Below are 24,965 nucleotides of genomic sequence, written 5' to 3'. Positions count from 1 at the left end.
ATACCCAAGAATGACGTTTTTTTAGCCCCAATCCTGCCACCATTCCCGACCACCTTCTGCGGAACAGGAAACAGTCGCGCCAATCCGGGCCGCGCACGGGTTTCCGGGTGGGCAGGGTCCGGGGCTGTCGCGCGGCAGACGGTCCGCGGATCGCTCCCCCGGTGTCCCGTCTCAGGAAGGACGATGCAATGAGCAGTGTGGCAACGCTTCAGCCAGAACCCGCGCCCATCGTGGCCTGCACCATCTCGCGCGACGTCCAGAACTTCGACCTGCTGATCGACGACATGGAGCTGGAGCTGGGCGAGAGCTGGGGCGACCTCACCTTCGAGGATGCGCTGCTGTTTCTCGAGCAACTCGAATCGGCCATGCTGGAGTTCATCGCCATCGCCGTGGACGGCGAGGACGAGACCGATCTTTCCCGGATCACCGACATCATCCGCATGGCCAAGGCCAAGGACATCAAGATCGTGCTGATCGCCGATCAGGTGAGCCCGATCGCGCTGCACCAGCTGTTGCGGCTCGGCGCCGACGATTTCGTGCCCTACCCGCTGCCGGAAGGCGCGCTGCATGACGCGATCGCGCGGATGCGCCGCCCGGCGCCTGCCGCCGCTGTCGCGGCCGTGCCGGCTGCCGCCCCTGCCCCGGCGGCGCCGGAGCCCGTGGCGGGCGCGCTGCATGCCCCGGCCTTCAAGGCCAAGGGCGATCGGGACGGAGTGCTGCTGCCGGTGCACGGGCTTGCCGGCGGCGTGGGGGCCAGCACCTTCGCCTGCAACCTTGCCTGGGAACTGGCGACGGTCGCCAAGACCGACGGGCCACGGGTCTGCCTGATCGACCTCGACTTCCAGTATGGCGCGGCCTCGACCTATCTCGACCTGCCGCGGCGCGAGGCGGTGTTCGACATCCTCTCCGATACCGCCAGCGCCGACAGCGACAGTTTCCTGCAGGCGATGCTGAGCTTCAACGAAAAGCTCCACGTCTTCACCGCCCCCTCCGACATGCTGCCGCTCGACATCGTGGGGGCCGAGGACATTAGCCGGCTTCTCGACATGGCGCAGGCGAATTTCGACTTCGTGGTCATCGACATGCCCACGACCATTGTCGCCTGGACGGAAACGGTGCTGGCGCGGGCGCATGTGTATTTCGGGCTGATGGAGCTCGACCTGCGCTCGGCGCAGAACGTGCTCAGGCTGGTGCGCGCGCTGAAGGCCGAGGGCCTGCCGCATGAAAAACTGCGCTACGTGCTGAACCGCGCGCCGCGCTTTACCGACCTCTCGGCAAAAAGCCGGGTGAAGCGCATGGCGGAAAGCCTCGACATCGATATCGAAATCCAGCTGCCGGACGGCGGTGTGGCGGTGACGCAGGCCAATGACCATGGCCTGCCGCTCTCGGAAACCGCAGCGAAGAACCCGCTGCGGCGCGAATTGCAGAAGCTGGCCAAATCCCTCCATGACCTGAACAAATCCGTCGAATCCGGCAAAGGCTGACCGGACTCGGCGAGGGGCAATATCCGATGTTCTCCCGCTACAAGAAATCCACCGATGCCACCCCGAAGGCTGCGCCCAGCGCTGCCGTCGGCGCGGCCACGCCCACGATCACCGCAGCCGACCCGCAAGCGAAGTCCGTGATGCAGGGCCGCCCTGCCGCAGCCCCGCCCCGCGCCTCGGCCGAGGCGGTGGCCGTCGACAAGGAGAAGAAGCGCAAGGACCGGCTGATGGAGCTGAAGGTGGAGCTTCACCGCCGCCTGCTCGACAGCCTCAACCTCGCCGCGCTGGAGCACGCCTCCGAGGCGAACCTGCGCGCCGAGATCGCCGCCATCGCCTCCGAGGCGCTGGACGAGATGAGCGTGGCGCTGAACAAGGACGACCGCACCGTCCTGTTCCAGGAGCTCTACGACGAGGTGATGGGTCTCGGCCCGCTGGAGCCGCTGCTGAAGGACGAGACGGTCAACGACATCCTGGTGAACGGGCCGAACCGGATCTTCGTCGAACGCAACGGCAAGCTGACGCTGACCGACATCACCTTCAAGGACGAGCGCCACCTCCTGAGGATCATCGACAAGATCGTTTCGGCGGTGGGACGGCGGGTCGACGAATCCAATCCTTACGTCGACGCCCGTCTGGCCGATGGCAGCCGTTTCAACGCCATGGTGCCGCCGATCGCGGTAGACGGCTCGCTGGTGTCGATCCGGAAGTTCAAGAAGGACAAGCTCGGCGTCCCCGATCTGGTGCGTTTCGGCGCCTTCACCGAGGAGATGGCGGCCTATCTGCAGGCGGCGGTGGCGACGCGGCTGAACGTGATCGTCTCGGGCGGCACCGGGTCGGGCAAGACGACGACGCTGAACGCGCTCTCGTCCTTCATCGACAACTCCGAGCGCATCCTGACCATCGAGGATACCGCGGAACTCCAGCTGCAGCAGGTCCATGTCGGCCGGATGGAAAGCCGCCCCGCCAACGTCGAGGGCAAGGGCGCCGTCACCCAGCGCGACTGTCTCCGGAACGCGCTCAGGATGCGGCCCGACCGGATCATCGTCGGCGAAACCCGCGGCGAGGAGGTCATCGACATGCTGCAGGCGATGAACACCGGCCATGACGGGTCGATGACCACGATCCACGCCAACTCGGCCCGCGACGGCATCAGCCGTCTGGAGAACATGATCGCCATGGCCGGGATCGAGATGCCGATCAAGGCGGTGCGCGCCCAGATCGCCTCGGCCGTCAACCTGATCGTGCAGGCCTCGCGCCTGCAGGACGGCTCGCGCCGCATGGTGTCGATCACCGAGATCACCGGGATGGAGGGCGACGTGATCTCCATGCAGGAGATCTTCCGCTACGAGCGCTTGGGGATGGAGCCGAACGGCAAGATCATCGGTCGCTTCAATGCCAGCGGCGTGCGCTCGCATTACTCCGACCGCTTCCGGCAATGGGGCTACAACCTGCCTGCCAGCATCTACGAACCGATCATCTGAGGCAGAGCATGCAGATCAGCGCCGCCCCCATCATCTATATCCTGATCTTCGTGGCCGTGCTGCTGCTGGTCGAGGGGATCTATCTGACCGTCTTCGGCAAGTCGATCAGCCTCAACAACCGGATGAGCCGCCGTCTCGCGCTGCTGGAGAAGAACCACAACCGCGAACAGGTGCTGGAACAGCTCCGCAAGGAGATGAGCCAGCATCTGAAATCCAACGGTATCCCGCTCTACTCGATCCTCGCCGCCAAGGCACAGAAGGCCAACATCGCCTTCTCGCCCAAGGCGCTGATCGGGCTGATGGGGGTGCTGGCGGTGTTCAGCTATTTCGGCCTGACGGTCGGCACCTCGGCGGAGACGCCGGTGCGGATCATGGTGGCCATCGCCATGGGCATCGGCGGCATCTATGTCTGGGTGAACGGCAAGGCCAAGAAGCGCATGGCGCTCCTGGAAGAGCAACTGCCCGATGCGGTTGAGCTGATGGTGCGCTCGCTGCGCGTGGGCCACCCCTTCTCCTCGGCCATCGGCATCGTCGCCAAGGAGGTGCCCGACCCCTTGGGCACCGAATTCGGGGTGATCGCCGACGAGGCCGCCTACGGCCGCGACGTGGCCGAAGCGCTCAAGGCCTTCGCCGAGCGGATGGACAGCCAGGACCTGCGCTTCCTTGCCGTGGCCGTGACCATCCAGCAGCAGTCGGGCGGCAACCTTGCCGAGATCCTCGCGGGACTGGCCAAGGTGATCCGCGCCCGCTTCAAGCTGTTCCGCCGGGTCAAGGCGATCACCGCGGAAGCCAAGTGGTCGGGGATGTTCCTCTCGGGCTTCCCGATCGCGGCGCTGGTGATGATCTCGGTGCTGAAACCCGACTATTACGACGGGGTCAAGGAGAGCCCGGCCTTCATTCCGGCGGCACTGGTCGTCGGCGCCTTTCTCGTCGCCAACGTGGTCTTCATGAAGATCATGGTCAACATCAAGGTATGAGCCCGCCATGGAGCTGCTGAATACGGTCTCGGCCCTGCTGGTCGACAAGTTCGGCCCGATGGGGCCGCTCTACGCCCTCGGCGGGCTGGGCCTCTTGCTGATCGCCGTCACCCTGCCCTTCATGCTGAAGAAGCAGCCCGAGCCCTTCGAGAAGCTGCGCCAGCAGCAGGCAGGGCCGGCCAAGGCCGCCGATGCCGCGCCGACGCTGCGCCGGGGCGGCGGCACCGACAAGCTGGAGAAATTCGCGACCTTCCTCGAGCCGCAGAATGCCGAGGAGCTGAGCGCCTCGCGGCTGAAGATGCTGCGCGCGGGCTACCGCGCCAAGAACGCGGTGCGGATCTTTCACGCCTCGCAATTCGCGCTCGGGATCGGCTTCCTGCTGCTCGGGGTGATCTACGCGATGATCGCCCAGGCCAAGGCGCCGCTGACCACGCAGCAGATGCTGCTCTACAGCCTCATGCCGGGTGTCATCGGGTATTACCTGCCGATCTACTGGGTCAAGCGCCGCGCGCAGGAGCGGCACGACCAGATCGTCGAAGGCTTTCCCGACGCGCTGGACCTGATGCTGGTCTGCGTCGAGGCAGGGCAGTCGCTCGACCAGTCGATCATGCGCGTCGCCAAGGAGACGTCGGCGGGCTATCCGGCGCTGGGCGAGGAGTTCGAGATGGTCTCGCATGAGGTGAAGGCCGGCAAGGAACGCTCGGTGGTGCTCAAGGACATGGGCGACCGGGTCGGCATCCCCGACGTCTCGTCCTTCGTCACCACGCTGATCCAGTCCGCAACCTTCGGCACCTCAATGTCCGAGGCGCTGCGGGTCTATTCCGCCGAGATGCGCGACAAGCGCGTGATGCGGGCCGAGGAAAAGGCAAACACCTTGCCGACCAAGCTGACGCTCGGCACTATGCTCTTCACCGTGCCGCCACTGATGATCATCCTGATCGGCCCTTCCATCCATGGGATCGCCACGCAACTCGGCGGCAACTGAAGGAGACGCATGGGACGCGGGATGCTGGGAGCGATGGCGGCCCTTCTGCTGCTGGCGGGCTGTGACAGGCCCGGCGAGCTCTCGCCCGAGGCGGCGGCGCGCAATGCGCCCTATGCCGCCGATGGCAGCGCCGAGGGCGTGGACGGGCTGCTCGTGGGTCACCGGCTGCTGGCCGCGGGCGAGAACGAGCTGGCGCTGAAGGCCTATCTGCGCGCCGCGAGCGAGCAGGGCATCAATGTCGACGTGCTTTCGGCGCTCGGCTCGGCCAATTTGCGGCTCGGGCGGCTCGGACAGGCCGAACAGCTGCTGCGCCGCGCCATCGAGCTCGATCCGAGCTTCGTTCCGGCAATGAACAACCTCGGTGTGGTGCTGATGGAGCGCGACATGGTGGGCGAGGCGCGGCTGGTGTTCCAGCAGGCCTATGCGCTCGACAGTGGCGCGACGGACTCCATCCGGGAAAATCTGCGCCTCGCTATCGCGCGATCCGAGAAAACCGGCTATACCGACGAGGAAGAACGGCATGACTTCTCCCTCGTGCGGCGCGGGCAAGGCGAATATGTGCTCCTCTCGCAGCTCTAGGGTCATCGAGCAGAAAGAGGACGCAGAATGCGCCACCCTGTCCTGATCGCGCTGTGCCTTGCGGGCACGGCGTTCCTCGCTGCATGCGGCGGCCGAAACTCGGATGCCGAGGTGGATCGCGCGCTGAAAAGCGTGAACGTGATCGACGAAAGCAACCTCAACGACATCATGCTGACCGTCGGCGCTCCCGACGAGGCGGTGAATTATTTCCGCGGTGCTTCGGCCAAGGCGCCCGAGCGGGTGGACCTGAAGCGCGGTCTGGCGAAATCGCTGGTGCGCGCCAACCGCCCCGCCGAGGCCATCGTCATCTGGTCCGAGATCGTCGCCAGCTCCGGCGCCACCAACGAGGACCGGGTGGATTACGCCGATGCGCTGATCCGCGCCAACGAGTGGAAACGCGCCGAGGCCGAGCTGAACAAGATCCCGCCGACGCACGAGACCTTCCAGCGCTACCGGCTGGAGGCGATGGTGGCCGACAGCAACAAGAACTGGAACAAGGCCGACAGCTTCTACGAGATCGCCACCGATCTGACGACGCGGCCTGCGGGCGTGCTGAACAACTGGGGCTATTCCAAGCTGACGCGTGGCGACGCTTCGGGAGCGGAAAAGCTGTTCCTCGAGGCAATCACCTACGACTCCAAGCTCTTCACCTCGAAGAACAACCTGATCCTCGCCCGCGGCGCGCAGCGCAAATATGACATGCCGGTGATCCAGATGACCCAGACCGAACGGGCGCAACTGCTCTACACGCTGGCGCTGACCGCGGTGAAGCAGGGCGACGTGACCGTAGGCAAGGGGCTGATGCAGGAGGCGGTCGATACCCATCCGCAATATTTCGAGGCGGCGGCGCGCAGTCTGGAAACGCTCGACGCGAATGTGACGAACTGACCATGAACTCGATGATCGCCACCTCGCATGTGACGGCGCTCTGGTTCCTTCCCTTCGCGATCCCCATCGGTGTCTGGGTGGCGTGGAGCGACATGAAATTCATGAAAATCCCCAACAAGGCGGTGCTCGCCCTGCTGGTGGTCTTCCTGCTCGTCGGCCCGCTCGCCCTGCCGCTCGACGTCTGGCTCTGGCGCTGGGCACAATTCGCCGCCGTGCTGGTGGTGGGTTTCCTGATGAACGCGGCGCGGCTGGTCGGGGCGGGGGATGCCAAGTTCGCCGCCGCCATGGCGCCCTTCTTCGCGCTGGGCGATCTGCGCTTCGGGCTGGCGCTCTTCGCGGCCTGCCTGCTCGGCGCCTTCGTCAGCCACCGCGGCCTGCGCATGGTGGGGCCCTTCCGTGCCGCCACCGCCAGCTGGGCCAGCTGGACCCACAAGGACTTCCCGATGGGTCTGGCGCTGGCCGGCACCCTGATCTTCTACCTGCTCACGGCGCTGATTGTTGCCTGAGCCCGCCCCTTTCACGACTTCCGGCGCGCCCGCGCCGGCCCGAGGTGATGTGATGAACATGCAGACCGCTTCCGTGACCGCCCCGCCCGCCGCCCGCACGCTGGCCGAGACCGGCCTGTCGCCGGTGATGATGCGGGACATCCTGCTCAAGACCATGTTCCGCATGAATCTCGACCTCGTGACCGAGATCGCCCGGGTGATCTGCCTGCCGGTGCAGCTGACGCAGGAGCTGGTGGATGCGGCGCGCGGCCAGCGCCTGCTGGAGGCGACCGGCACGCTGCATGCGACCTCGGGCAACGAGATGGGCTATCAGCTGACCGACAACGGCAAGGCACGCGCGCTCGACGCGCTGAGCCAGTCGGAGTATTTCGGCGCCATGCCGGTGCCCTTGGACATCTACAAGGAGCAGGTCAAGCGCCAGTCGGTGCGCAACATCAAGCTGACGCGCCAGCAGCTGACCTCGGCCATGGGCCATCTGATCCTGCCCGACGACCTGCTCGACCACCTCGGCCCCGCGGTGACCTCGGGCCGGTCGATCCTGATGTATGGACCGCCGGGCAACGGCAAATCCTCGATCTCCAACGGCATCCGCGACGCGCTCGGCGACAAGATCTACGTGCCGCGCGCGCTGGAATATTCCGGGCAGGTCATCACCGTCTACGACCCGATCGTGCACCGCTCGGCCGAGGCGGCGGTCGACGACCCGACCAGCCTGCGCCGCACCTCGAACCGCTTCGACAACCGCTATGTCTATTGCGAGCGGCCCACCGTCATCACCGGGGGCGAGCTGAGCCTCGACATGCTCGACCTCACCTACAACCCTACGGCGCGGACCTATCAGGCGCCGCTGCAGCTGAAATCCACCGGCGGGATCTTCATCGTCGACGACCTTGGGCGTCAGGCCGAGCCGCCGCAGAAGCTGGTGAACCGCTGGATCGTGCCGCTGGAGGAAAGCAAGGACATCCTCGCCCTGCAATCGGGCGAGAAGTTCACCGTGCCCTTCGACACGCTGGTGATCTTCTCCACCAACTTCCACCCGAACGAGATCTTCGACGGCGCGGCGCTGCGGCGGATCTTCTTCAAGATCAAGATCGACGGGCCGAGCCAGGAGAACTTTCTCAAGATCTTCGCGATGATCGCGCGGAAGAAGAAGATGCCCCTGGACGAGCGGGCGATGGTGCATCTGATGAAGGTGAAGTTCCCGACGATCCAAAACAACTTCGCCAACTACCAGCCGGTCTACCTGATCGACCAGATGATCTCGGTCTGCGAGTTCGAGGGCATCCCCTACCAGATGACGCCGGAGCTGATCGACCGGGCCTGGGACAACATGTTCGTGCGGGACGAGAAGATCGCCCGGTGATCGAGGCGGAGGCCGCGGGGCGATTTTGCATCCCCCCGCCCCCCCTGCAGGATATTTTCACCAGGATGAAAGGGCGAAGGGGCCGTTATCGGTGATCAGCGCGTCGAGCGGCTGGTCGGTGGCTTCGGTCGGCACCTCGGGCACCTCCTGCGCGGCATAGGCGAAACCCACCGCCAGCACCGGATGCCGGGCGCGCAGTCCTTCGAGCGTGCGGTCATAGAAGCCGCCGCCATAGCCCAGCCGGAAACCGCGCCGGTCGAAGGACAGGAGCGGCACGATCAGCACCTCGGGTTCCAGCCACGCGCCCTCCTCCGGCACCAGCGCGCCGAAGGTGCCGGGCACCATGCGGCAGCCGGGGCTCCACTCGCGGAACCGCAGCGGCTGGCCCTGCGCCACGATCACCGGAACGCAGACCGGCCCGTCATGCGCGGCCATCGCCAGCGTCGGATCGATCTCGGTCCGCATCGCCATGTAGCCCGCCAGCACCTTGCCGCGCTGCGGGGCGAGCCAGTCGGCCAGCAGCGCTGCCGCCTGCCCCTGCCCTGCGGCATGCGCCGCGGCGCGGGCGGCGAAGGCGGCGCGGCGCGCCTCGGTCTTGTCGAGAATGGCTGTCATAGCAGGATCACCGTGGCGAGGCCCAGGAAGGCGAAGAAGCCGATCACGTCGGTCAGCGTGGTCACGAAGGTGCCCGAGGACAGCGCCGGGTCGAGCCCCATCCGGTTCAGCGTCAGGGGCACGAGGATGCCGCCCAGCGCCGCCACCAGCAGGTTGACGATCAGCGCCAGCCCCAGCACGACCCCGAGCATGGCCGAGCCATAGCCGATCCAGCCGATCCCGCCCATGATGATGGCAAAGCCGATCCCGTTGAGCAGCCCCACCACCGCCTCGCGCCGCACCACCCGCATGGCGTTCGAGGTGGTCAGATCGCGCGTGGCCAGCGCCCGCACCGCCACGGTCAGCGCCTGGGTGCCCGCATTGCCGCCCATCGAGGCCACGATCGGCATCAGCGCCGCCAGCGCCACGATGACCGAGATCGTCGCCTCGAACTGGCCGATCACCAGCGCCGCCATGTTGGCGGTCAGCAGGTTGACGAAGAGCCAGGGGAAGCGCTGCTTCACCGTGTCGAACACCCCGTCCGAGATCGAGCTTTCGTCGCCCACCCCGGCCAGACGCAGGATGTCCTCCTCGTGCTCCTCGTCCAGCACGTTCATCGCGTCGTCGATGGTGATGACGCCGACCAGCCGGTCGCTGTCATCCACCACCGGGCAGGAGATCAGGTGATACTGGTTGAAGATATAGGCCACATCCGCCTCTTCCTGCGAGGCGCGGATGGTGCGGAAGCTTTCTTCCTCGATCTCGGTCAGCTTCACCTCGCGCCGCGACGACAACAGCCGCCCCAGCGTGACATAGCCCTGTGGCTTCATCCTCGGATCGACGAGGATGACGTGATAGAACTGGTCCGGCAGCCGGTCGTTGGCGCGCAGGAAGTCGATCGCCTCGCCCACCGTCCAGTGCATCGGCGCCACCACCGCCTCGCGCTGCATCAGGCGCCCGGCGGAATATTCCGGATAGGCCATCGCCTGTTCGACGGCCACGCGGTCGACCATCTCCAGCGCGCCGAGGATGATCTCCTGCTGCGGCACCTCGAGGTCTTCGAGGATGTCCACCACGTCGTCGGTGTCGAGCTCGCGCACGGCTTCGGTCAGCACGTCGCGCGGCAGGTAGTCGATGACCTCCTCGCGGATGGAATCGCTGATCTCCGACAGGATCTCGCCGTCGATCTCGCCCGACCACAGCGTCAGCAGCCCGCGCCGCTCGACCGGGCCGATCTGCTCCAGCAAGTCGGCGATGTCGGCGGGGTGCAGCGGTTCCAGAAGCCCGGACAGCGCATCGGTGTCGCGCGCCTCGACCGCGTCGAGGATCAGATCGACCCGGCGGCCGGTCAGGCCCTGAAGCTCGTCGTCACGCGCGTCTGATGCTTCGTGCTGAGCCATGCCGCCTCCGATCCGTTTGGCCGCGACCATACTCAAAGCCGGATCGGATAAACAGGGGCGCAAGGCAAATTTACCATTGGCGCGAAAGGGGCTAGGCTCTGCGCCGGATGCCGCGACGAAGGAGACACGCATGGCCGAACTGCTGCTGGGACAGGTGATCTCTTTCGCCGGCGATCCCTTCGTCGAGGGCGAGGCCGCGGCCCGGCACGAGAGCCATGGCGCGGTGCTGGTGCAGGACGGGCGGATCGCCGACGTGGGCCCGGCGGAGCGGCTGCGCGCCGCGCATCCGCAGGCGCTGGTGACCGACTATGGCCGGGCGCTGATCTCGGCGGGCTTCGTCGATGCCCATGTGCATTACCCGCAGACCGCGATCATCGCGAGTTGGGGCAAGCGGCTGATCGACTGGCTGAACAGCTACACCTTCCCCGAGGAGATGCGCTTCGCCGATCCGGCCTATGCGGCCGAGATCGCCAACCGCTATTTCGACCTCACGCTGTCGAACGGCACCACCACCGTCTGCAGCTATGCCACGATCCATCCCTGCAGCGTCGAGGCCTTCTTCACCGCAGCCGAGGCGCGCGGCCTGCGCGCCTATGCCGGCAAGACCTGCATGGATCGCAACGCTCCCGAAGGCCTGCGCGACACCGCCCAGAGCGCCTATGACGACAGCAAGCGCCTGCTCGAAGCCTGGCACGGGCGCGGGCGGCTGAATTACGTCATCACCCCGCGCTTCTCGCCCACCTCGACGCCCGAACAGCTCGCCGCCCTCGGCGCGCTCTGGCGCGAGCATCCCGACTGCCTGATGCAGACGCATCTGTCGGAGCAGCTGGACGAGATCGACTGGGTGCAGGGGCTGCACCCGCAGTCGCGCGATTACCTAGACACCTACGAGACGCAAGGCCTGCTGCGCGAGGGGGCGATCTACGGCCATGCCATCCACCTGACCCAGCGCGAGAAGGACCGGCTGGCCGAGGCCGGGGCGAGCCTGATCCATTGCCCGACCTCGAACACCTTCATCGGCTCGGGGCTCTTCGACATGGGTCTGGCGACCAGCCTGCGGGTCGGGCTCGCCACCGACACCGGCGGCGGGTCGTCCTTCTCCATGCTGCACACGATGGCGGCGGCCTATGAGGTCGGCCAGCTGCGTGGCCATGCGCTGCACCCGGCGCAGCTCTGGTGGCTGGCGACGCAGGGCTCGGCCCGGGCGCTGCATGCCGAAAGCCGGATCGGCAACATCGCCCCCGGGATGGAGGCCGATCTGGTGGTGATCGACCTCGCCTCAACCCCCGCCATCGAACAGGCGACGCGGCGGGCCGAAGGCATCTGGCAGGCGCTGTTCCCCACCATCATGATGGGCGACGACCGGGCGATCCGCGATGTGCGGATCGCGGGCAAGCCGGTGGCTCAGTCGTCGAGCTCCCAGCCTTCCGGGTAGAACTCGAAGGGCAGCGCCGCCTCGGTCGCCATGCGCTCGTAGCGCCAGATCTCGTCGGGGTTGATGTCGATCGGGCCGATGCGGGCATCGAGCAGATGCTCGTCATGGCTGGTGCGGAAGCCCTTGGCCCGCAGCGCCTTCTCCACCGCCGCCCATTTCGCCTCGATATCCTCGGGGTAGAACTGGAAGACGACGACCGCCTTCTTCGGCCAGGACTCGTTCTTGCCGATCTCGGCGAAGGTCTTGTAGGTATCGGCGCGCTGCGCCCCGTAATCATGCGACATGGCTTCCCCCGGACCGCTTCTGCCGTGTCCTAGCCGCTCGCCCCCCTGCCCCGCAAGGGCTCAGAGCGCCAAGGCCCGCGCCAGCTGCCGCTGCCGCTCGATCACCCGCGGCAGATCGAGCGTCAGCATCTGGCCATCGCCCACCACCTGCCGCCCCTCGACGAAGAGATCGCGCACCCGCGTCGGCCCGCAAAGGAGCAGCGCCGCCACCGGGTCCCAGGCCCCCGCCGCCTCGATCCCGGACAGATCCCAGATCGCCAGATCGGCGCGCTTGCCCGGCTCCAGCGACCCGCAATCCGGCCGCCCCAGCACCTGCGCCCCGCCCAGCGTCGCCACCTCCAGCGCCTCGCGCACGCTCATCGCATCGGCCCCGCGCGCCACCCGCTGCAACAGCATCGCCTGCCGCGCTTCGCCGATCAGGTTGCCCGCGTCGTTGGAGGCGGAGCCATCCACCCCCAGCCCCACGGGCACCCCGGCATCCCGCATCGCCCGGAGCGGCGCGATGCCCGAGCCGAGACGGCAATTGGAACAGGGGCAATGCGCCACCCCGGTCCGGCTGCGGGCAAAGAGCGAGATCTCCCCCGCATCCAGCTTCACGCAATGCGCATGCCAGACATCCGGGCCGGTCCAGCCCAGATCCTCGGCATATTGCCCCGGGCGGCAGCCGAACTGCGCCAGCGAATAGGCCACATCCTCGTCATTCTCGGCCAGATGGGTGTGCAGCATCACCCGCTTGTCGCGGGCGAGCAGCGCCGCCTCGCGCATCAGGTCGCGGCTGACCGAGAAGGGCGAACAGGGCGCCAGCCCCACCCGCAGCATCGAGCCTTCGGAGGCGTCGTGGAAGGCATCCACCACCCGGATGCTGTCCTCGAGGATCGCCGCCTCCCGCTCCACCAGCGTATCCGGCGGCAGCCCCCCGGCGCTCTCGCCGATGCTCATCGCCCCCCGTGTCGGATGAAACCGCAGCCCCACCTCCCGCGCCGCCGCGATCGTGTCGTCAAGCCGCGCGCCATTGGGATAGAGATAGAGATGATCCGAAGTCAGCGTGCAGCCCGACAGCGCCAGCTCCGCCAGCCCGACCTGAGCCGAGACGAAGATCTCCTCCGGCCCGAAGCGCCCCCAGATCGGATAGAGCGTCTTCAGCCAGCCGAAGAGCAGCGCATCCTGCCCGCCGGGCACCGCCCGCGTCAGCGTCTGGTAGAGATGGTGATGCGTGTTGACGAGCCCCGGCGTGACCACGCAGCCCTTGGCCTCCACGACCCGCCCCGCCGAGGTCAGCCCCTGCCCCACGGCAGCAATCACCCCGCCCCGGACCAGCACATCGCCCCCGGCAATCTCGCGCCGCGCCCCGTCCATGGTCACGACGACTTCCGCGCCCCGGATCAATACCTCAGACATGCCTACCCATTTTCTGTCCAGAAATATCCTCGGGGGTGATGAGCGCATTGAAATCCTCCTGTGGAGGATTTCAAGCGAAGAACGCCCGGCCCATGGCCGGGCTGGGGGGGGCAGACAGCCCCCGGACGCCAGCCTCACGCGCCGCGCAAGACCTCCAGCGCCGCCGCGTGGATCTCGGCATTGGCCGCAGCGATCACCCGCCCGCCCTGCGGATCGCGCCGTCCCTGCCAGTCGGTGAAGATCCCGCCCGCGGCCTCGACCACCGCCATCGGCGCCTGCACGTCATAGGGTTGCAGCCCCGCCTCCACCACCAGATCGATCTGCCCCGCCGCGACCAGCGCATAGGCGTAGCAATCCGTGCCGTAGCGGGTCAGCCGCACCTGCGAGGCAAGCTTGCGGAAGGCCGCGCCCTCCTCGGGCGTGCCGACTTCCGGGAATGTGGTCATCAGGATCGCCTCGGCCAGAGGCCGCGCCGCCCGCGTGCCGAGCTTGCGCCGGCCCAACGGCCCCGTCATCTCCGACCGGCCGAAGCCGCCCTCGAAGCGTTCGCCGATATAGGGTTGGTCGATCAGGCCATAGATCGGCCCCGTCGCATCCGCGACCGAGATCAGCACCCCCCAGGTCGGCGTGCCGCAGAGATAGGAGCGCGTGCCGTCGATCGGGTCGAGCACCCAGGTCAGGCCGCTCGTCCCCGGGGTCTCCCCCATCTCCTCGCCGAGGATCGCATCCTGCGGACGACGGAGAGCGAGGATGGCGCGCATGCGCTCCTCGCTCAGCCGGTCGGCAATGGTCACCGGATCGAAATGGGTTGTTTCCTTGGTCTCCGCCGAAAGACCGACGCTGCGAAAATGCATCAGCGTGGCCTCTCGGGCGGCATCGGCAAGTGCTCCTGCCGTTGCGATCAGATCGGCCTCTTCGGCCCGGTCGAGACGTGTCATGCGGCCCCCTTGTCTCGCAAGGCGCTACCGCCTCGCGGGGATGGGGTCAAGCGCCGCGCGCGGCGCTCACGGGTCGAGCTAGGCGGCGGCTTCGCTCAGCACCCGCGCCAGATCGAACAGGCGGCGGCGCTGCGCCTCGGGGATCGCGTAATAGGACCGCACGAGCTCCAGCGCTTCCTTGTCGGTGATCCGGTCGCCCTCGGCCTGACGTGCGGCATCGCCCGCGCCTTCCAGCCCTTCGAAGAAGAAGCTGATCGACACGCCCAGAGCCTCGGCGATGTCCCACAGGCGCGAGGCGCTGACGCGGTTCATGCCGGTCTCGTATTTCTGGATCTGCTGGAACTTGATGCCCACGCAATCGGCAAGCTGCTGTTGCGTCATGCCGACCATCCAGCGACGGTGACGGATACGTTTGCCCACATGCGCATCGACGGGGTGTTTCATAAAAATCTCTCCAATAATTTGCTGTCCCTGCCCTTCTATAAGCAAGTTCCGTGCCAAAATCGGCCGAAGGGCAGTTATCCACAAATTAACCGGAGCAGAGGCATGAACCTGTCTTTTTGGATATGTCCAATTATACAGGCGGAGAAGAGTTTACAGCTTGACGGGCAGGATCGCTTGAGAAGAGCGTGCGCTGCCTTCAACTCGCCCTTAGCGACATTTGCAAAATGCAATGCATTCCGCAAAGGGTCACCCGACGGCACTGTGCAAATTGCAATGTAACACACGCATGACTTGAAAAAACGACGGCGAGGCGCCTGATTGCGCCACATGCTTCCTCTCTCGATTGACGAAAGTTAACCATGCGCGCCTTTCAATTGAGCCGGATCGGCACCCCGCCCAGCCTCGAAACCCTGCCACCGCCCAGCCCCGGCCCCGGCGAGGTCTGCCTGCAGATCGCCGCCTGCGGGCTGAATTTCGCCGATCTCCTGCAGCAGGACGGCAAGTATCAGGAGCATCCCGCCCTCCCCTACACGCTGGGCATGGAGCTTGCCGGCACCGTCATCGCGCAAGGCCCCGGAGTCACCGCCCCGGCGCTCGGCAGCCGCGTCGCGGTCTTCGGCACCCATGGCGGGCTCGCCGAGCAGGGCTGCTTCCCCGCCGCCCGCTGCCTGCCCCTGCCCGACGCGGTCAGCTTCGAGGAGGCGGCCGCGCTGCAGATCGCCTATGGCACCGGCCATCTGGCACTCGAGCGCCGGGCGCGGCTGCACCCCGGCGAGACGCTGCTCGTTCTCGGCGCCGCGGGCGGCGTCGGCCTCGCCGCGGTCGAGATCGGCAAGCGGATGGGCGCCCGCGTCATCGCCTCGGCCCGCGGCGCCGAGCGGCTGGAGATCGCCCGCCGCGCCGGCGCCGACCACCTGATCGACAGCGACGCCCCCGACCTGCGCGGCGCGCTGAAGGCCCTGGGCGGCGTCGATGTGGTCTACGACCCGGTCGGCGGCCCCGCCTTCACCGAGGCGCTGCGCGCCACCCGCCCCGAGGGCCGGCTTCTCGCCATCGGCTTTGCCGCAGGCGAGGTGCCGCAGATCCCGGCCAATCACCTCCTGGTCAAGAACCTCAGCGTCATCGGCCTCTACTGGGGCGGCTACCTGACCTTCGCCGCCGAGGCGCTGAGCGAGAGCCTCGCCACGCTCTTCGGCTGGCTCGCCGAAGGCAGCCTGCACCCGCATATCAGCCACCGCCTGCCCTTGGAGCGCGCCTCCGAGGGCATGGAGCTCCTGCGCAGCCGCAAGGCCACCGGCAAGGTCGTCATCCTGCCCTGAGCGTCCGGCTGCTCCCGGGCCAGACAGGGTCACCCCGCCCCGTCCTCCGGGCGCGGAAAAATCTTCCTCAAGATTTTTCCCCCCTCACCCGGCCGCGCGCCCCGCATAGGCCCGGCGGATCAGGTCGCCCAGGATCTGCACCGCCGGGCTGTGCGCCGGATCGGCGACATAGAGATTGACCTTGGTCGTCGCCAGATCCGGCAGCGCCCCGCCATGGACGATCCGCTCCAGCTGCGGCGGCTCGGTGCCCAGGAGCGCCGCATGCACCGCCAGATCCGCCGCCACGCTCGCCTCGATGGTGCGCGAGCTGTCCGATTCCACCGCCATGGTCCAGCCGATCCCCGCCGCGTCCAGCGCCGCCTGCACCCCGGTGCGGAAGATGCAGTTGTGCTCGAAGGCGAGCCGCAGCGGCCGCTGCTTCCAAGCCGTACCGCCCGGCGCGCCCACCCAGACCAGCGGCAGCTCGGCCAGCGTCTCGCCGCCCACGTCCAACCCGTCTTCGGTGGTCATGATCACATCGCATTCGCCGCGCGCGAACTGCACCTTCAGCGCCCGGGTGAAGGAAGACAGCAGCGTCACCCGCATCCGCGGAAATTCGGCGTTGAAGCGCTGCAACACCTGCGGGATCGCCGGATAGACGATGTCATGCGGCACGCCCAGCACCACCTCGCCCTCGAAGGCATCATGCGTCAGCCGCCCGAAGACCTCGTCATTCAGGGACAGCATCCGCCGCGCATAGCTCAACAGCTGCTCGCCCGAGGCCGTCAGCCCCACCCGCCGCGCCGACCGGTCCAGCAGCGGCAGGTCCAGCACCTCCTCCAGCCGCTTGATCTGCATCGACACCGCCGATTGCGTGAGATTGAGAAAGCCCGCCGCCCGGGTCACCCCCCCGGCATCGGCCACCGCCACGAAGGACCGCAGGGCGGTGAGGTCGAGATTGCGCGCCATATCACGGTTCCTGATGTGAGACGTCAAAACCATTCATTTTCCAAATGTGAGCGATTCGGGCATAGTCGGCAAGTGATTTGAGCCCTCTCCCATCGGTCGGGCCGTCACCGCCGAAGAATCGCAACCCGAAAGGAAAGACCATGTTCGCCTCGCTTCACACCGCACAGCTGACCCTCGGTCGCGTGCAGCAGAGCGGGACTCTGGCGCGGCTCGCAAGAACCCTGCGCCTCGGGCTCATTGCCCGCCACCAGCGCCGCCAATTGGCCCGGCTCGATGCCGCCGCCCTGGCCGATATCGGCCTCACGCCCGATCAGGCGCGCAGCGAGGCATCGCGGCCGATCTGGGACGTGCCCTCGACCTGGCTGCGCTGAGCGGTCGCAACAATCGCAGCCCCGGACGGGCGGAAACGCTTGAATTGCCGGAAGCCCTTCCCAATATTGAGCGCAAGCGGTGTCTCCGGTCTCCGGGGGCGCCCTTTGAACAACATGGGAGTGCTTCACATGGCTGAATACCAGAATATCCGTTCGGTCGGCGCAGGCGCCCGGGCTGGTGTCATCGACGAGGGCCTGCGCGCCCACATGAACAAGGTCTACGGGCTGATGTCCGTCGGCATGCTGCTGACCGGCGGTGCCGCCTGGGCCGTCTCGGGCCTCGCGGTCACCTCCGTGCCCGGCGACATGGCGATCAGCGGCGGCCGCTATCTGACCGACCTCGGCGAGCTGCTCTATGCCACCCCGCTGAAATGGGTGATCATGTTCCTGCCGCTGATCATGGTCTTCGCCTTCGGCGCGGTGATCAACCGGCTGTCGACCGCCTCGGCGCAGCTGTTCTTCTATGTCTATGCCGCGCTGATGGGTCTCTCGCTCAGCTCGATCTTCCTCGTCTTCACCGGCGCCTCGATCGCGCAGACCTTCCTCGTGACCGCCATCGCCTTCGCGAGCCTCTCGCTCTACGGCTACACCACGAAGAAGGACCTCTCGGGTCTCGGCACCTTCCTGATGATGGGCGTGATCGGTCTTCTGGTCGCCATGGTGGTGAACATCTTCCTCGCCTCCTCGGCGCTGTCCTTCGCCATCTCGGCCATCGGCGTGCTGATCTTCGCGGGTCTCACCGCCTATGACACGCAGAACATCAAGACGACCTACCTGCAGCATGCGCAGATGGGTGACAGCGAGTGGCTGGGCAAGGCCGCCATCATGGGCGCGCTGCAACTCTACCTCGACTTCATCAACCTGTTCATGTTCCTGCTGAACTTCATGGGCAACCGCGAGTAACCTCGCCTCGCCCCGGACAACGGAAAGGGCCGGTCGCAGGACCGGCCCTTTTGCGTTTCAAAGACTGCAGTCCATCCGCTCCACCCGGAACCCGATCCCGGGCCGCAGCGCGATCTCCAGCTCGCCCCGCGCCACGAATCCAAGCGCCGCATAGAAGGGCACCGCTGTCCGCGTGGCGAGACAATCCAGCCGCCCGACGCCCGCGTTGCGCGCCTGCGCCATCGCCGCCCGCATCAGCCCCGTGCCGATCCCCTGCCGCACATGGCCCGCATCGGTCACCACATGCCGCACCTCGCCGACCCCGGCCCCGCGCGGCGTTCAGCCGCCCGCCGCCACCAGCGCCCCGCCTGCGGCCTCTGCGACCCAGTAGCTGCCGCTGCGCATCAGCTCCGGCCGCGTCCGCGACAGGATCGGCAGCGCCGTCACCAGCACCGAGGGCGGGTAATCCGCCTTCAGCAGCCGGGCATAGCTCCGCGCCAGCAAGGCGTCGACCGCCGCCAGATCGCCCGGCCCGGCCAGCCGGTAATGCAGCACCAGAGCCTCGGCCATCGCCCCTCCGAACGACAAAAAGCCGCGCACAAACGGCGCGGCCCTGTCAGCTGTCGTGACGGCAGATCTTACTTGATCTTGCCTTCCTTGTATTCGACATGCTCGCGCTTGACCGGATCGTACTTACGCACGACCATCTTGTCGGTCATGGTGCGGGCGTTCTTCTTGGTCACATAGAAGTGCCCGGTGCCCGCCGTCGAGTTCAGCCGGATCTTGATCGTCGTCGGCTTCGCCATGATGGTATCTCCTGCAGCCGGCGAGCCGAAGCCCCCCGCGAAATCCTTGAAGCCCGCCTTTTACCGAGGCAGGCCACAGAGTCAACAGCCAAACGCCCCCCGCCGCACAGTTTGCCATCACCGCCGGGCCCCTGCCCCGCCACGGCCGCTCCCGCACGCCCCTGCCGGTCTTCCCTGTGCAAATATCCGCCCGCCGCAGGCGCGAGCCGCCGCAAGGCGGCTCCAGAAGAAGGCGTGCCGCCGCAGGCGGCTCCGCTGGATTACAGGTGATTGCGCGGATGGCCTGTAAGCCGGATTTTGTTCCGGGGCGCGCTTGCACGACACCCCATCGATGACCATTCCTCTGGCCCCGCCGTTACCGACGGGATCTGGCTGCCAACCCGGGCCTCTGGGCTGAAGCGTCCCTGCAGCGATATCCGGTTGCCCGGATCAGCCCGCGCGAGGCCCCTATTCGGCATTGCTCCGGGTGGGGCTTGCCGTGCCGTCCCTGTTGCCAGGTCCGCGGTGGGCTCTTACCCCACCGTTTCACCCTCACCGTGGATGACGCCGGAGGCGAACCTCCGACACCACGGCAGACTCTTCTCTGTGGCGCTTTCCCTCGGGTTGCCCCGGCCGGGCGTTACCCGGCACCCTTGCCTCATGGAGTCCGGACTTTCCTCGCGCCTTGCGGCTCGCGGTCATCCGGCCATCCGCGCGTGGCGGGCTTACGCCGCCCCCCGCGCCCCGTCAACGGGAAAGCGCCGGGCGAGATCGGCAGCCAGCGCCGCATCCGTCGCATCGAGCGGCCCCCGCGCCCAGGGCCGGAAGCGCAGCCGGAAGGCCGCGAGCATCAGCTCCGGCGCCGCCTCGGGATAGCCGAAGGCCCGCGCCGCCGCCGCGAAGTCGCCCGAGGCCGTCCCCGCCTCCGGCCAGACCGAAAGCCCCGCCATCGCCAGCCTGCGCCAGTCGAATCGCGGCCCCGGATCGGTCTTGCGCCCCGGCGCCATGTCGGAATGGCCGATGATCCCCTCGGGCCGGATCGCCCAGCGCGCCATGACCTCGGGCAGCAGCCGCTCCAGCGCCGCCATCTGCGGCGCGGCAAAGGGCTCCACGCCCCGGTTTGCCAGCTCGATGCCGATGGAGCGCGAGTTCACATCCTCCGCCCCGCCCCAGCTCCCCGCCCCGGCATGCCAGGCGCGCAGCTCTTCCGGCACCAGCGCCAGCACCTCGCCGCGCTCCGAGATCAGGTAATGCGTGGAAACCTCCGCCGCCGGGTCGCACAGCCGCTCGCGCGCCGCCTCGAAGCTGCGCATCGCAGTGTAATGCAGCACGATGAGAGAGGGCAGCATGCCGCCCCGCCGAGGCCCGCAGTTGGGCGACAGGCTCACCTCAGTTGCGGAACGGGCGCGGATCCCAGCCGCAGGCATAGCCGTCGCCATCGGCGTCCAGCCCCTTGCGGTCCCGCTCCGGCCCGCCGGAGGCGAGGAAGGCCTCCTGCGCCAGATCGGGCGAGGCGAATTTCGCGCAGGCCGCTGCCGGGTTGCTCAGCCGCAGCGAGGAGCGCTTGTACATCTGCGCCCCCGGCGGGTGGCTGGTGGAGATGGCGAATTGCACGATGTTCGGCCCCTCGCTGCCGCTGCGCTGCGGCAGGGCGGTCGGCTGGATCACCTGATACTGCGCCCGGTTCTGCGCGATGCGCTCGGCGTCGCTCTGGATCGTCTCGCGCGCCGCAACGGCCGCAAAGTCGTTCTCGTCCGAGATGGCGGAATGGTCCGCCTGCATCTCGCCCGATTCCACCCGGATGCCCGCAGGCGCGTCGCCGCGCGGACGGGCAGCCCCGGTCGCCATCGGCGCCGCATAGGGCGCCGCCGTGGCCGGAGGGAAGGGCGCGCTGGCCGGAGCGCCGGTCTGCGCATTGTCGATGGCCGAGGCGATCGCCTCGGTCGAGAAGACCGGCGCGGGGGCGGTGACCAGCGGAGCGCCGACAGCGGCTCCAGCGGCACCCTGACCGGCCAGCTGCGCCTCGCGGCTCTGCATGTAGTCCGAGTAATTGCCGAAGCCCACGCCGGACTCCGGCACTTCGGGCGCACAGGCAGTGAGGCCACAGGCAACCAAAAGGGCAATAGGCGCGCGCATCAGACGAATCCCGCTAGATCAAAGGTCAAAGGCGGCCATTACCACCATTTCGACGGCTTGGCCACAAAGCCCGCCGCCTGCTCAAGCACATGGGCGTGATTGAGCAGATCGCCCTCTTCCCACGGCCGGCCGATCAGCTGCAGCCCCAGCGGCAGCCCTTTCGCATCGAGCCCGACCGGCACCGAGACCCCCGGCAGACCGGCGAGGTTCACCGTCACGGTGAACACGTCGTTGAGATACATCTGCACCGGATCGGCGCTGGCCATCTCGCCCAGACCGAAAGCCGACGACGGGGTGGCCGGCGTCAGGATCGCGTCGATCCCGTCGGCGAAGGCAAGCTCGAAGTCGCGCTTGATCAGCGCCCGCACCTTGCGCGCCCGGTTGTAATAGGCGTCGTAGAAGCCCGCCGACAGCACATAGGTGCCGATCATCACCCGGCGCTGCACCTCCTTGCCGAAGCCTTCGGCGCGGGTCTTCTCGTACATCTCGGTGATGCCGTCGCCCTGCGCCGGCTTGGCGCGATGGCCATAGCGCACCCCGTCATAGCGCGCGAGGTTCGACGACGCCTCGGCCGGCGCGATGACGTAATAGGCCGGCAGCGCGTATTTCGTGTGCGGCAGGCTGATGTCGACGATCTCGGCCCCCGCATCCTTCAGCATCTCGCGGCCCTTGGCCCAGAGCGCCTCGATCTCGTCCGGCATCCCGTCCATGCGGTATTCGCGCGGAATGCCGATCTTCTTGCCGCGGATATCGCCGGTCAGCGCCGCCTCGAAATCCGGCACCGCCAGTTCGGCGCTGGTCGAATCCTTCGGGTCATGCCCGCTCATCGCGCCGAGGAAGATCGCCGCGTCGCGCACCGATTTGGTCATCGGCCCCGCCTGATCGAGGCTGGAGGCAAAGGCCACCACGCCCCAGCGACTGACCCGCCCGTAGGTCGGCTTGATCCCGACGATGCCGGTGAAGGCCGCAGGCTGCCGGATCGACCCGCCGGTGTCCGTCCCGGTGGCGCCAAGGCACAGATCCGCCGCCACGGCCGAGGCCGAACCGCCCGAGGATCCGCCCGGCGTCAGGCGGCGCTCGTCCACCTTCCACGGGTTGACCACATCGCCATAGCAGGAGGTCTCGTTCGACGACCCCATGGCGAATTCGTCCATGTTCAGCTTGCCCAGCATGACCGCGCCCGCGTCGAACAGCTTCGTCGTCACGGTGGACTCATACTCGGGCTTGAAGCCCTTGAGGATGTTCGACGCCGCCTGCGATGCCACACCCTTGGTGCAGAACAGATCCTTGATCCCCAGCGGGATGCCGCACATCGCCGGCGCCTCGCCCGAGGCCAGCCGCGCATCCGCCGCCCGCGCCTGCTCCAGCGCGATCTCGGGGGTCTTGTGCACGAAGGCGTTCAGCGGGTCGCCCGCATCGATCGCCGTGAGGCAGGACATCGTCAGATCGACCGCCGTCAGCTCGCCCTTGCGCAGCGCGTCGCGCGCCGCCGCAATCGTCAACTCGTTCGCGTTCATTCCACCACCTTCGGCACCGCAAAGAAGCCTTCCCGCGCATCCGGCGCATTGGCCAGCACCTTGCCCTGGATGTCGCCATCCGTCACCACATCCGCCCGCCGCTTCAGCCGCATCGGCGTGACCGAGGTCATCGGCTCGATGCCGTCCACGTCGACCTCGTTCAGCTGCTCCATGAAGGTCAGGATGCCGGAAAGCTCACCCGCCAGGGCCGGAAGATCGGCCTCTTCCACCCGGATACGGGCCAGATGCGCCACCTTGCGCGCGGTATCGATGTCGATGGACATGGGAGGACTCCGCTTGTTTCGCCCCGTTTATCCGCGAGGGGAGAAGGCTGCAAGCATGTGCCGCCGGTAAACCTCGATCATCCACCCCAGCATCGCGGCGTTCATGAGATGCCAGAGGAAATGCGTGCCCCCCGGCAGCGCCCCGCAGAGCGGCCCGTCGAGCGACCGCGCCAGCAGCGACAGGCACAAAATCCCCGCCCCGATCGCCAGCCCCCACGCCGTGCCCGCCGCCCGCCGCCGCAGCAGCAGCGCATAAAGTAGGATCAGCACCGGCACCGGCGCATAGCCCGCCGAAGACCCGATACCGGGGACCAGCCGGAACACGGGCAGCAGCGCCGCCGTCCAGGGAAAGAACCCCAGCGTCAGGAGCCCCGCCTGCCAGAAGCGCAGCCCCAGCATGTCGCGGCTCGCGGCGAAGACGTAGAGCAGGATGAAGCCGAGGATCGGCAGCACGTCCATCAGCCCGGTCAGCCTGTTGGCATGGGTGTGGAACAGCCAGGACCCGACCCCGATCACCCCCAGCACCAGACACATCGCCCGCGCCAGCGGCAGCCCCCGCACCCGTCGCCACATGAGACTCGCCGCCAGCACGAAGGCCAGATTGGTCAGCGCATTCACCGGCTCGGCCCAGTATCCCGGCCCCAGCCGTTCGCAATAGCCGTCGACCGTCTGCAACCACTCCATTTACCTCGCCCCCGTCTGCCCTAGAACAGACAGTCGGTAACCAACGCGAGGGACGCAAATGAAAATCATCTGGCTCGGCCATTCCAGCTTCCGCATCGAGATCGAGGACTCCGTTCTGCTGGTGGATCCCTGGCTCACCGGCAACCCGATGTTCCCGCAGGACCGCCGCGCCGAGGCGCTGTCCGGTGCGACCCATATCCTCCTGACCCACGGCCATGGCGACCACGCCGGCGACGCGCTCGCCCTGTCGAAGGAACTCGGCGCGCCGCTGGTCGGCATCTATGACCTGATCAGCTGGTGGCAGGAAAAGCACGGCGTCGAGGGCATCGGCTTCAACAAGGGCGGCACCGTCACGCTGAACGGCGCGAAGGTCACCATGGTGAACGCGGTGCATTCCTCCTCGGTCAGCTCCGACAATGGCCCGGTCTATGCCGGTGCCGAGGCGGGCTTCATGATCGCGGGCGAAGGCCACACGATCTATCTCAGCGGCGATACCGACATCATGGCCGACATGGGCTGGATGGGCGAATACCACAAGCCCGACATCGGCATCCTGTCCTGCGGCGGCCATTTCACCATGGACATGGACCGCGCCGCCTTCGCCGCCAAGAAATACTTCGACTTCAAGACGCTGATCCCCTGCCACTACCGCACCTTCGCGGCGCTGGAGCAAAATGCCGACACCCTGCGCGCCGCCCTGCCGCTGGCGCGGGTCATCGAGCCCGAGGTGCTGGAGCCGATCACCCCCTGAGCCACTCCCGGGCGGCGGCGGGCTACCCCTGCCGCCGCCCGGCGAAGAAGGCGCGCAGCAGCGCCGCCGAAGCCTCACCCGCGATGCCGTCATAGACCTCGGGCACATGATGGCATTGCGGATGGGCAAAGACCCGCGCCCCCTGCGCCACCCCGCCCGATTTCGGATCGCCCGCCCCGTAATAGAGCCGCCCGATCCGCGCCGCCGCGATCGCCGCCGCGCACATGGCGCAGGGCTCCAGCGTCACGTAGAGATCGCAGCCCGTCAGCCGCTCGCCGAAGATCCCGCAGGCCGTCCGGATCGCCAGCATCTCGGCATGGGCCGTGGGGTCGCGCAGTTCCCGCGTCCGGTTCCCGGCCCGCGCCAGCACCGCGCCGTCGGGGCCTACCACCACCGCCCCCACCGGCACCTCGCCGCGCGCGGCGGCGGCACGCGCCTCCTCCAGCGCCAGGCCCATGTGACTGCGGAATTCCATCCCGACCTGATGCCCAAAGCCCTGCGGCAAATCAAGCGGCCTTGCCCCTTCTTCTCT

29 protein-coding genes and 1 other RNA gene are annotated in these 24,965 nt (G+C 67.4%); 13 read left to right on the top strand and 17 right to left on the bottom strand.

From position 1 onward, the window contains the following. The first annotated feature begins 188 nt into the window (after positions 1–188). The 8 genes from AC3A5Z_RS18130 to AC3A5Z_RS18095 are packed head-to-tail and all read left to right on the top strand — an operon-like array spanning position 189 to position 8,263. Positions 189–1,484, top strand: coding sequence for a CpaE/TadZ family protein (locus AC3A5Z_RS18130; RefSeq protein ID WP_487520719.1), 1,296 nt, complete (start codon positions 189–191; stop codon positions 1,482–1,484). 26 nt (positions 1,485–1,510) lie between these two features. Beyond that, positions 1,511–2,965, top strand: a complete 1,455-nt coding sequence (locus AC3A5Z_RS18125; RefSeq protein WP_487520718.1) for a TadA family conjugal transfer-associated ATPase — start codon at positions 1,511–1,513, stop codon at positions 2,963–2,965. A gap of 8 nt (positions 2,966–2,973) precedes the next feature. After that, positions 2,974–3,942: a type II secretion system F family protein gene (locus AC3A5Z_RS18120; RefSeq protein WP_487520717.1), complete on the top strand. Its 969-nt coding sequence runs from the start codon at positions 2,974–2,976 to the stop codon at positions 3,940–3,942. Positions 3,943–3,949: 7 nt separating this feature from the next. Continuing rightward, a complete protein-coding gene (locus tag AC3A5Z_RS18115) occupies positions 3,950–4,927 on the top strand; it encodes a type II secretion system F family protein (RefSeq protein WP_487520716.1) in 978 nt (325 codons plus the stop codon). Between the two features lie 9 nt (positions 4,928–4,936). Further along, positions 4,937–5,506, top strand: a complete 570-nt coding sequence (locus AC3A5Z_RS18110; protein ID WP_487520715.1) for a tetratricopeptide repeat protein — start codon at positions 4,937–4,939, stop codon at positions 5,504–5,506. 27 nt (positions 5,507–5,533) lie between these two features. Beyond that, complete coding sequence (locus AC3A5Z_RS18105) at positions 5,534–6,394, top strand: tetratricopeptide repeat protein (protein WP_487520714.1); 861 nt, start codon at positions 5,534–5,536, stop codon at positions 6,392–6,394. A 2-nt stretch (positions 6,395–6,396) separates the two neighbouring features. Continuing rightward, the gene (locus tag AC3A5Z_RS18100) at positions 6,397–6,900 is read left to right on the top strand and encodes a prepilin peptidase (RefSeq protein ID WP_487520713.1); all 504 of its coding nucleotides are present in this window, start codon (positions 6,397–6,399) and stop codon (positions 6,898–6,900) included. Positions 6,901–6,952: 52 nt separating this feature from the next. Then, positions 6,953–8,263 carry an ATPase gene (locus tag AC3A5Z_RS18095; RefSeq protein WP_487520712.1) on the top strand — a complete coding sequence of 437 codons (1,311 nt, stop codon included), beginning with the start codon at positions 6,953–6,955 and terminating at the stop codon, positions 8,261–8,263. Between the two features lie 57 nt (positions 8,264–8,320). Here the strand turns inward: AC3A5Z_RS18095 and AC3A5Z_RS18090 are convergent, their stop codons facing one another. Both AC3A5Z_RS18090 and mgtE read right to left on the bottom strand, forming a co-directional pair. Then, positions 8,321–8,878 carry a 5-formyltetrahydrofolate cyclo-ligase gene (locus tag AC3A5Z_RS18090; protein WP_487520711.1) on the bottom strand — a complete coding sequence of 186 codons (558 nt, stop codon included), beginning with the start codon at positions 8,876–8,878 and terminating at the stop codon, positions 8,321–8,323. Beyond that, the gene (gene mgtE, locus AC3A5Z_RS18085; protein WP_487520710.1) at positions 8,875–10,257 is read right to left on the bottom strand and encodes a magnesium transporter; all 1,383 of its coding nucleotides are present in this window, start codon (positions 10,255–10,257) and stop codon (positions 8,875–8,877) included. The genes AC3A5Z_RS18090 and mgtE overlap by 4 nt, the downstream gene beginning before the upstream one ends. Positions 10,258–10,387: 130 nt before the next feature. On the opposite strand from mgtE, the gene guaD reads away from it, so the two are divergent. Continuing rightward, the gene (gene guaD / locus AC3A5Z_RS18080; RefSeq protein ID WP_487520709.1) at positions 10,388–11,692 is read left to right on the top strand and encodes a guanine deaminase; all 1,305 of its coding nucleotides are present in this window, start codon (positions 10,388–10,390) and stop codon (positions 11,690–11,692) included. On the opposite strand, the gene AC3A5Z_RS18075 is transcribed toward guaD, so the two are convergent. From AC3A5Z_RS18075 to AC3A5Z_RS18060, 4 genes are all read right to left on the bottom strand, one after another. Continuing rightward, positions 11,662–11,976 (bottom strand): hypothetical protein, encoded by a 315-nt coding sequence (locus AC3A5Z_RS18075; RefSeq protein WP_107663123.1) that lies wholly within the window; start codon positions 11,974–11,976, stop codon positions 11,662–11,664. The genes guaD and AC3A5Z_RS18075 overlap by 31 nt on opposite strands. A 60-nt stretch (positions 11,977–12,036) precedes the next feature. Continuing rightward, positions 12,037–13,374 (bottom strand): 8-oxoguanine deaminase, encoded by a 1,338-nt coding sequence (locus AC3A5Z_RS18070; RefSeq protein ID WP_487520708.1) that lies wholly within the window; start codon positions 13,372–13,374, stop codon positions 12,037–12,039. Positions 13,375–13,508: 134 nt separating this feature from the next. Further along, the gene (locus AC3A5Z_RS18065; protein WP_487520707.1) at positions 13,509–14,312 is read right to left on the bottom strand and encodes an inositol monophosphatase family protein; all 804 of its coding nucleotides are present in this window, start codon (positions 14,310–14,312) and stop codon (positions 13,509–13,511) included. Between the two features lie 78 nt (positions 14,313–14,390). Then, positions 14,391–14,756 (bottom strand): helix-turn-helix domain-containing protein, encoded by a 366-nt coding sequence (locus AC3A5Z_RS18060; RefSeq protein ID WP_487520706.1) that lies wholly within the window; start codon positions 14,754–14,756, stop codon positions 14,391–14,393. 359 nt (positions 14,757–15,115) lie between these two features. Here AC3A5Z_RS18060 and AC3A5Z_RS18055 point away from each other — a divergent pair, with 359 nt between their 5' ends. Next, positions 15,116–16,075, top strand: a complete 960-nt coding sequence (locus AC3A5Z_RS18055; protein ID WP_487520705.1) for an NADPH:quinone oxidoreductase family protein — start codon at positions 15,116–15,118, stop codon at positions 16,073–16,075. Positions 16,076–16,159: 84 nt separating this feature from the next. Here the strand turns inward: AC3A5Z_RS18055 and AC3A5Z_RS18050 are convergent, their stop codons facing one another. Next, positions 16,160–17,023, bottom strand: a complete 864-nt coding sequence (locus AC3A5Z_RS18050; RefSeq protein WP_487520704.1) for a LysR family transcriptional regulator — start codon at positions 17,021–17,023, stop codon at positions 16,160–16,162. 140 nt (positions 17,024–17,163) lie between these two features. Here AC3A5Z_RS18050 and AC3A5Z_RS18045 point away from each other — a divergent pair, with 140 nt between their 5' ends. Next, positions 17,164–17,394, top strand: coding sequence for a YjiS-like domain-containing protein (locus AC3A5Z_RS18045; RefSeq protein ID WP_487520703.1), 231 nt, complete (start codon positions 17,164–17,166; stop codon positions 17,392–17,394). A 129-nt stretch (positions 17,395–17,523) separates the two neighbouring features. Beyond that, a complete protein-coding gene (locus AC3A5Z_RS18040; protein WP_487520702.1) occupies positions 17,524–18,297 on the top strand; it encodes a Bax inhibitor-1/YccA family protein in 774 nt (257 codons plus the stop codon). A gap of 57 nt (positions 18,298–18,354) precedes the next feature. Here the strand turns inward: AC3A5Z_RS18040 and AC3A5Z_RS18035 are convergent, their stop codons facing one another. The 9 genes from AC3A5Z_RS18035 to AC3A5Z_RS17995 form a co-directional block, all read right to left on the bottom strand. Beyond that, on the bottom strand, positions 18,355–18,588 hold the full coding sequence (locus tag AC3A5Z_RS18035) for a GNAT family N-acetyltransferase (RefSeq protein WP_487520701.1): 234 nt from the start codon (positions 18,586–18,588) through the stop codon (positions 18,355–18,357). Positions 18,589–18,615: 27 nt separating this feature from the next. Continuing rightward, positions 18,616–18,846 carry a hypothetical protein gene (locus AC3A5Z_RS18030; protein WP_487520700.1) on the bottom strand — a complete coding sequence of 77 codons (231 nt, stop codon included), beginning with the start codon at positions 18,844–18,846 and terminating at the stop codon, positions 18,616–18,618. A gap of 68 nt (positions 18,847–18,914) precedes the next feature. After that, positions 18,915–19,082 carry a 50S ribosomal protein L33 gene (gene rpmG / locus AC3A5Z_RS18025; RefSeq protein WP_002722806.1) on the bottom strand — a complete coding sequence of 56 codons (168 nt, stop codon included), beginning with the start codon at positions 19,080–19,082 and terminating at the stop codon, positions 18,915–18,917. A gap of 270 nt (positions 19,083–19,352) precedes the next feature. Then, positions 19,353–19,775: RNase P RNA component class A (rnpB, locus tag AC3A5Z_RS18020), an RNA gene on the bottom strand. 11 nt (positions 19,776–19,786) lie between these two features. Then, a complete protein-coding gene (locus AC3A5Z_RS18015; protein ID WP_487520699.1) occupies positions 19,787–20,449 on the bottom strand; it encodes an N-acetylmuramoyl-L-alanine amidase in 663 nt (220 codons plus the stop codon). A 1-nt stretch (position 20,450) separates the two neighbouring features. Then, positions 20,451–21,197, bottom strand: a complete 747-nt coding sequence (locus AC3A5Z_RS18010; protein ID WP_487520698.1) for a hypothetical protein — start codon at positions 21,195–21,197, stop codon at positions 20,451–20,453. Between the two features lie 38 nt (positions 21,198–21,235). Further along, positions 21,236–22,714 carry an Asp-tRNA(Asn)/Glu-tRNA(Gln) amidotransferase subunit GatA gene (gene gatA / locus AC3A5Z_RS18005; RefSeq protein WP_487520697.1) on the bottom strand — a complete coding sequence of 493 codons (1,479 nt, stop codon included), beginning with the start codon at positions 22,712–22,714 and terminating at the stop codon, positions 21,236–21,238. After that, the gene (gene gatC, locus AC3A5Z_RS18000) at positions 22,711–22,998 is read right to left on the bottom strand and encodes an Asp-tRNA(Asn)/Glu-tRNA(Gln) amidotransferase subunit GatC (protein WP_107664302.1); all 288 of its coding nucleotides are present in this window, start codon (positions 22,996–22,998) and stop codon (positions 22,711–22,713) included. Before gatC ends, gatA begins: the two co-directional genes overlap by 4 nt. Positions 22,999–23,025: 27 nt before the next feature. After that, on the bottom strand, positions 23,026–23,682 hold the full coding sequence (locus AC3A5Z_RS17995; RefSeq protein WP_487520696.1) for a ceramidase domain-containing protein: 657 nt from the start codon (positions 23,680–23,682) through the stop codon (positions 23,026–23,028). 58 nt (positions 23,683–23,740) lie between these two features. On the opposite strand from AC3A5Z_RS17995, the gene AC3A5Z_RS17990 reads away from it, so the two are divergent. Then, a complete protein-coding gene (locus AC3A5Z_RS17990) occupies positions 23,741–24,433 on the top strand; it encodes a metal-dependent hydrolase (protein ID WP_487520695.1) in 693 nt (230 codons plus the stop codon). A 22-nt stretch (positions 24,434–24,455) separates the two neighbouring features. On the opposite strand, the gene AC3A5Z_RS17985 is transcribed toward AC3A5Z_RS17990, so the two are convergent. Beyond that, a complete protein-coding gene (locus AC3A5Z_RS17985) occupies positions 24,456–24,908 on the bottom strand; it encodes a nucleoside deaminase (protein WP_487520694.1) in 453 nt (150 codons plus the stop codon). Positions 24,909–24,965 lie beyond the last annotated feature (57 nt).

This window comes from Cereibacter sp. Soil_C_27, assembly GCF_057657095.1.
This window is presented reverse-complemented; position numbering and strand designations above follow the sequence as displayed.

Coding starts and splice junctions, on each gene's coding strand:
- rpmG (WP_002722806.1), bottom strand. CDS start 19,082: ATGGCGAAGCCGACGACGATCAAGATCCGGCTGAACTCGACGGCGGGC.
- guaD (WP_487520709.1), top strand. CDS start 10,388: ATGGCCGAACTGCTGCTGGGACAGGTGATCTCTTTCGCCGGCGATCCC.
- AC3A5Z_RS18125 (WP_487520718.1), top strand. CDS start 1,511: ATGTTCTCCCGCTACAAGAAATCCACCGATGCCACCCCGAAGGCTGCG.
- AC3A5Z_RS18075 (WP_107663123.1), bottom strand. CDS start 11,976: ATGTCGCATGATTACGGGGCGCAGCGCGCCGATACCTACAAGACCTTC.
- AC3A5Z_RS18040 (WP_487520702.1), top strand. CDS start 17,524: ATGGCTGAATACCAGAATATCCGTTCGGTCGGCGCAGGCGCCCGGGCT.
- AC3A5Z_RS17990 (WP_487520695.1), top strand. CDS start 23,741: ATGAAAATCATCTGGCTCGGCCATTCCAGCTTCCGCATCGAGATCGAG.
- AC3A5Z_RS18055 (WP_487520705.1), top strand. CDS start 15,116: ATGCGCGCCTTTCAATTGAGCCGGATCGGCACCCCGCCCAGCCTCGAA.
- AC3A5Z_RS18115 (WP_487520716.1), top strand. CDS start 3,950: ATGGAGCTGCTGAATACGGTCTCGGCCCTGCTGGTCGACAAGTTCGGC.
- AC3A5Z_RS18090 (WP_487520711.1), bottom strand. CDS start 8,878: ATGACAGCCATTCTCGACAAGACCGAGGCGCGCCGCGCCGCCTTCGCC.
- AC3A5Z_RS18120 (WP_487520717.1), top strand. CDS start 2,974: ATGCAGATCAGCGCCGCCCCCATCATCTATATCCTGATCTTCGTGGCC.
- AC3A5Z_RS18105 (WP_487520714.1), top strand. CDS start 5,534: ATGCGCCACCCTGTCCTGATCGCGCTGTGCCTTGCGGGCACGGCGTTC.
- gatC (WP_107664302.1), bottom strand. CDS start 22,998: ATGTCCATCGACATCGATACCGCGCGCAAGGTGGCGCATCTGGCCCGT.
- AC3A5Z_RS17995 (WP_487520696.1), bottom strand. CDS start 23,682: ATGGAGTGGTTGCAGACGGTCGACGGCTATTGCGAACGGCTGGGGCCG.
- AC3A5Z_RS18100 (WP_487520713.1), top strand. CDS start 6,397: ATGAACTCGATGATCGCCACCTCGCATGTGACGGCGCTCTGGTTCCTT.
- AC3A5Z_RS18065 (WP_487520707.1), bottom strand. CDS start 14,312: ATGACACGTCTCGACCGGGCCGAAGAGGCCGATCTGATCGCAACGGCA.
- AC3A5Z_RS17985 (WP_487520694.1), bottom strand. CDS start 24,908: ATGGAATTCCGCAGTCACATGGGCCTGGCGCTGGAGGAGGCGCGTGCC.
- AC3A5Z_RS18130 (WP_487520719.1), top strand. CDS start 189: ATGAGCAGTGTGGCAACGCTTCAGCCAGAACCCGCGCCCATCGTGGCC.
- AC3A5Z_RS18110 (WP_487520715.1), top strand. CDS start 4,937: ATGGGACGCGGGATGCTGGGAGCGATGGCGGCCCTTCTGCTGCTGGCG.
- AC3A5Z_RS18060 (WP_487520706.1), bottom strand. CDS start 14,756: ATGAAACACCCCGTCGATGCGCATGTGGGCAAACGTATCCGTCACCGT.
- AC3A5Z_RS18045 (WP_487520703.1), top strand. CDS start 17,164: ATGTTCGCCTCGCTTCACACCGCACAGCTGACCCTCGGTCGCGTGCAG.
- AC3A5Z_RS18095 (WP_487520712.1), top strand. CDS start 6,953: ATGAACATGCAGACCGCTTCCGTGACCGCCCCGCCCGCCGCCCGCACG.
- gatA (WP_487520697.1), bottom strand. CDS start 22,714: ATGAACGCGAACGAGTTGACGATTGCGGCGGCGCGCGACGCGCTGCGC.
- AC3A5Z_RS18030 (WP_487520700.1), bottom strand. CDS start 18,846: ATGGCCGAGGCTCTGGTGCTGCATTACCGGCTGGCCGGGCCGGGCGAT.
- AC3A5Z_RS18070 (WP_487520708.1), bottom strand. CDS start 13,374: ATGTCTGAGGTATTGATCCGGGGCGCGGAAGTCGTCGTGACCATGGAC.
- mgtE (WP_487520710.1), bottom strand. CDS start 10,257: ATGGCTCAGCACGAAGCATCAGACGCGCGTGACGACGAGCTTCAGGGC.
- AC3A5Z_RS18010 (WP_487520698.1), bottom strand. CDS start 21,197: ATGCGCGCGCCTATTGCCCTTTTGGTTGCCTGTGGCCTCACTGCCTGT.
- AC3A5Z_RS18050 (WP_487520704.1), bottom strand. CDS start 17,023: ATGGCGCGCAATCTCGACCTCACCGCCCTGCGGTCCTTCGTGGCGGTG.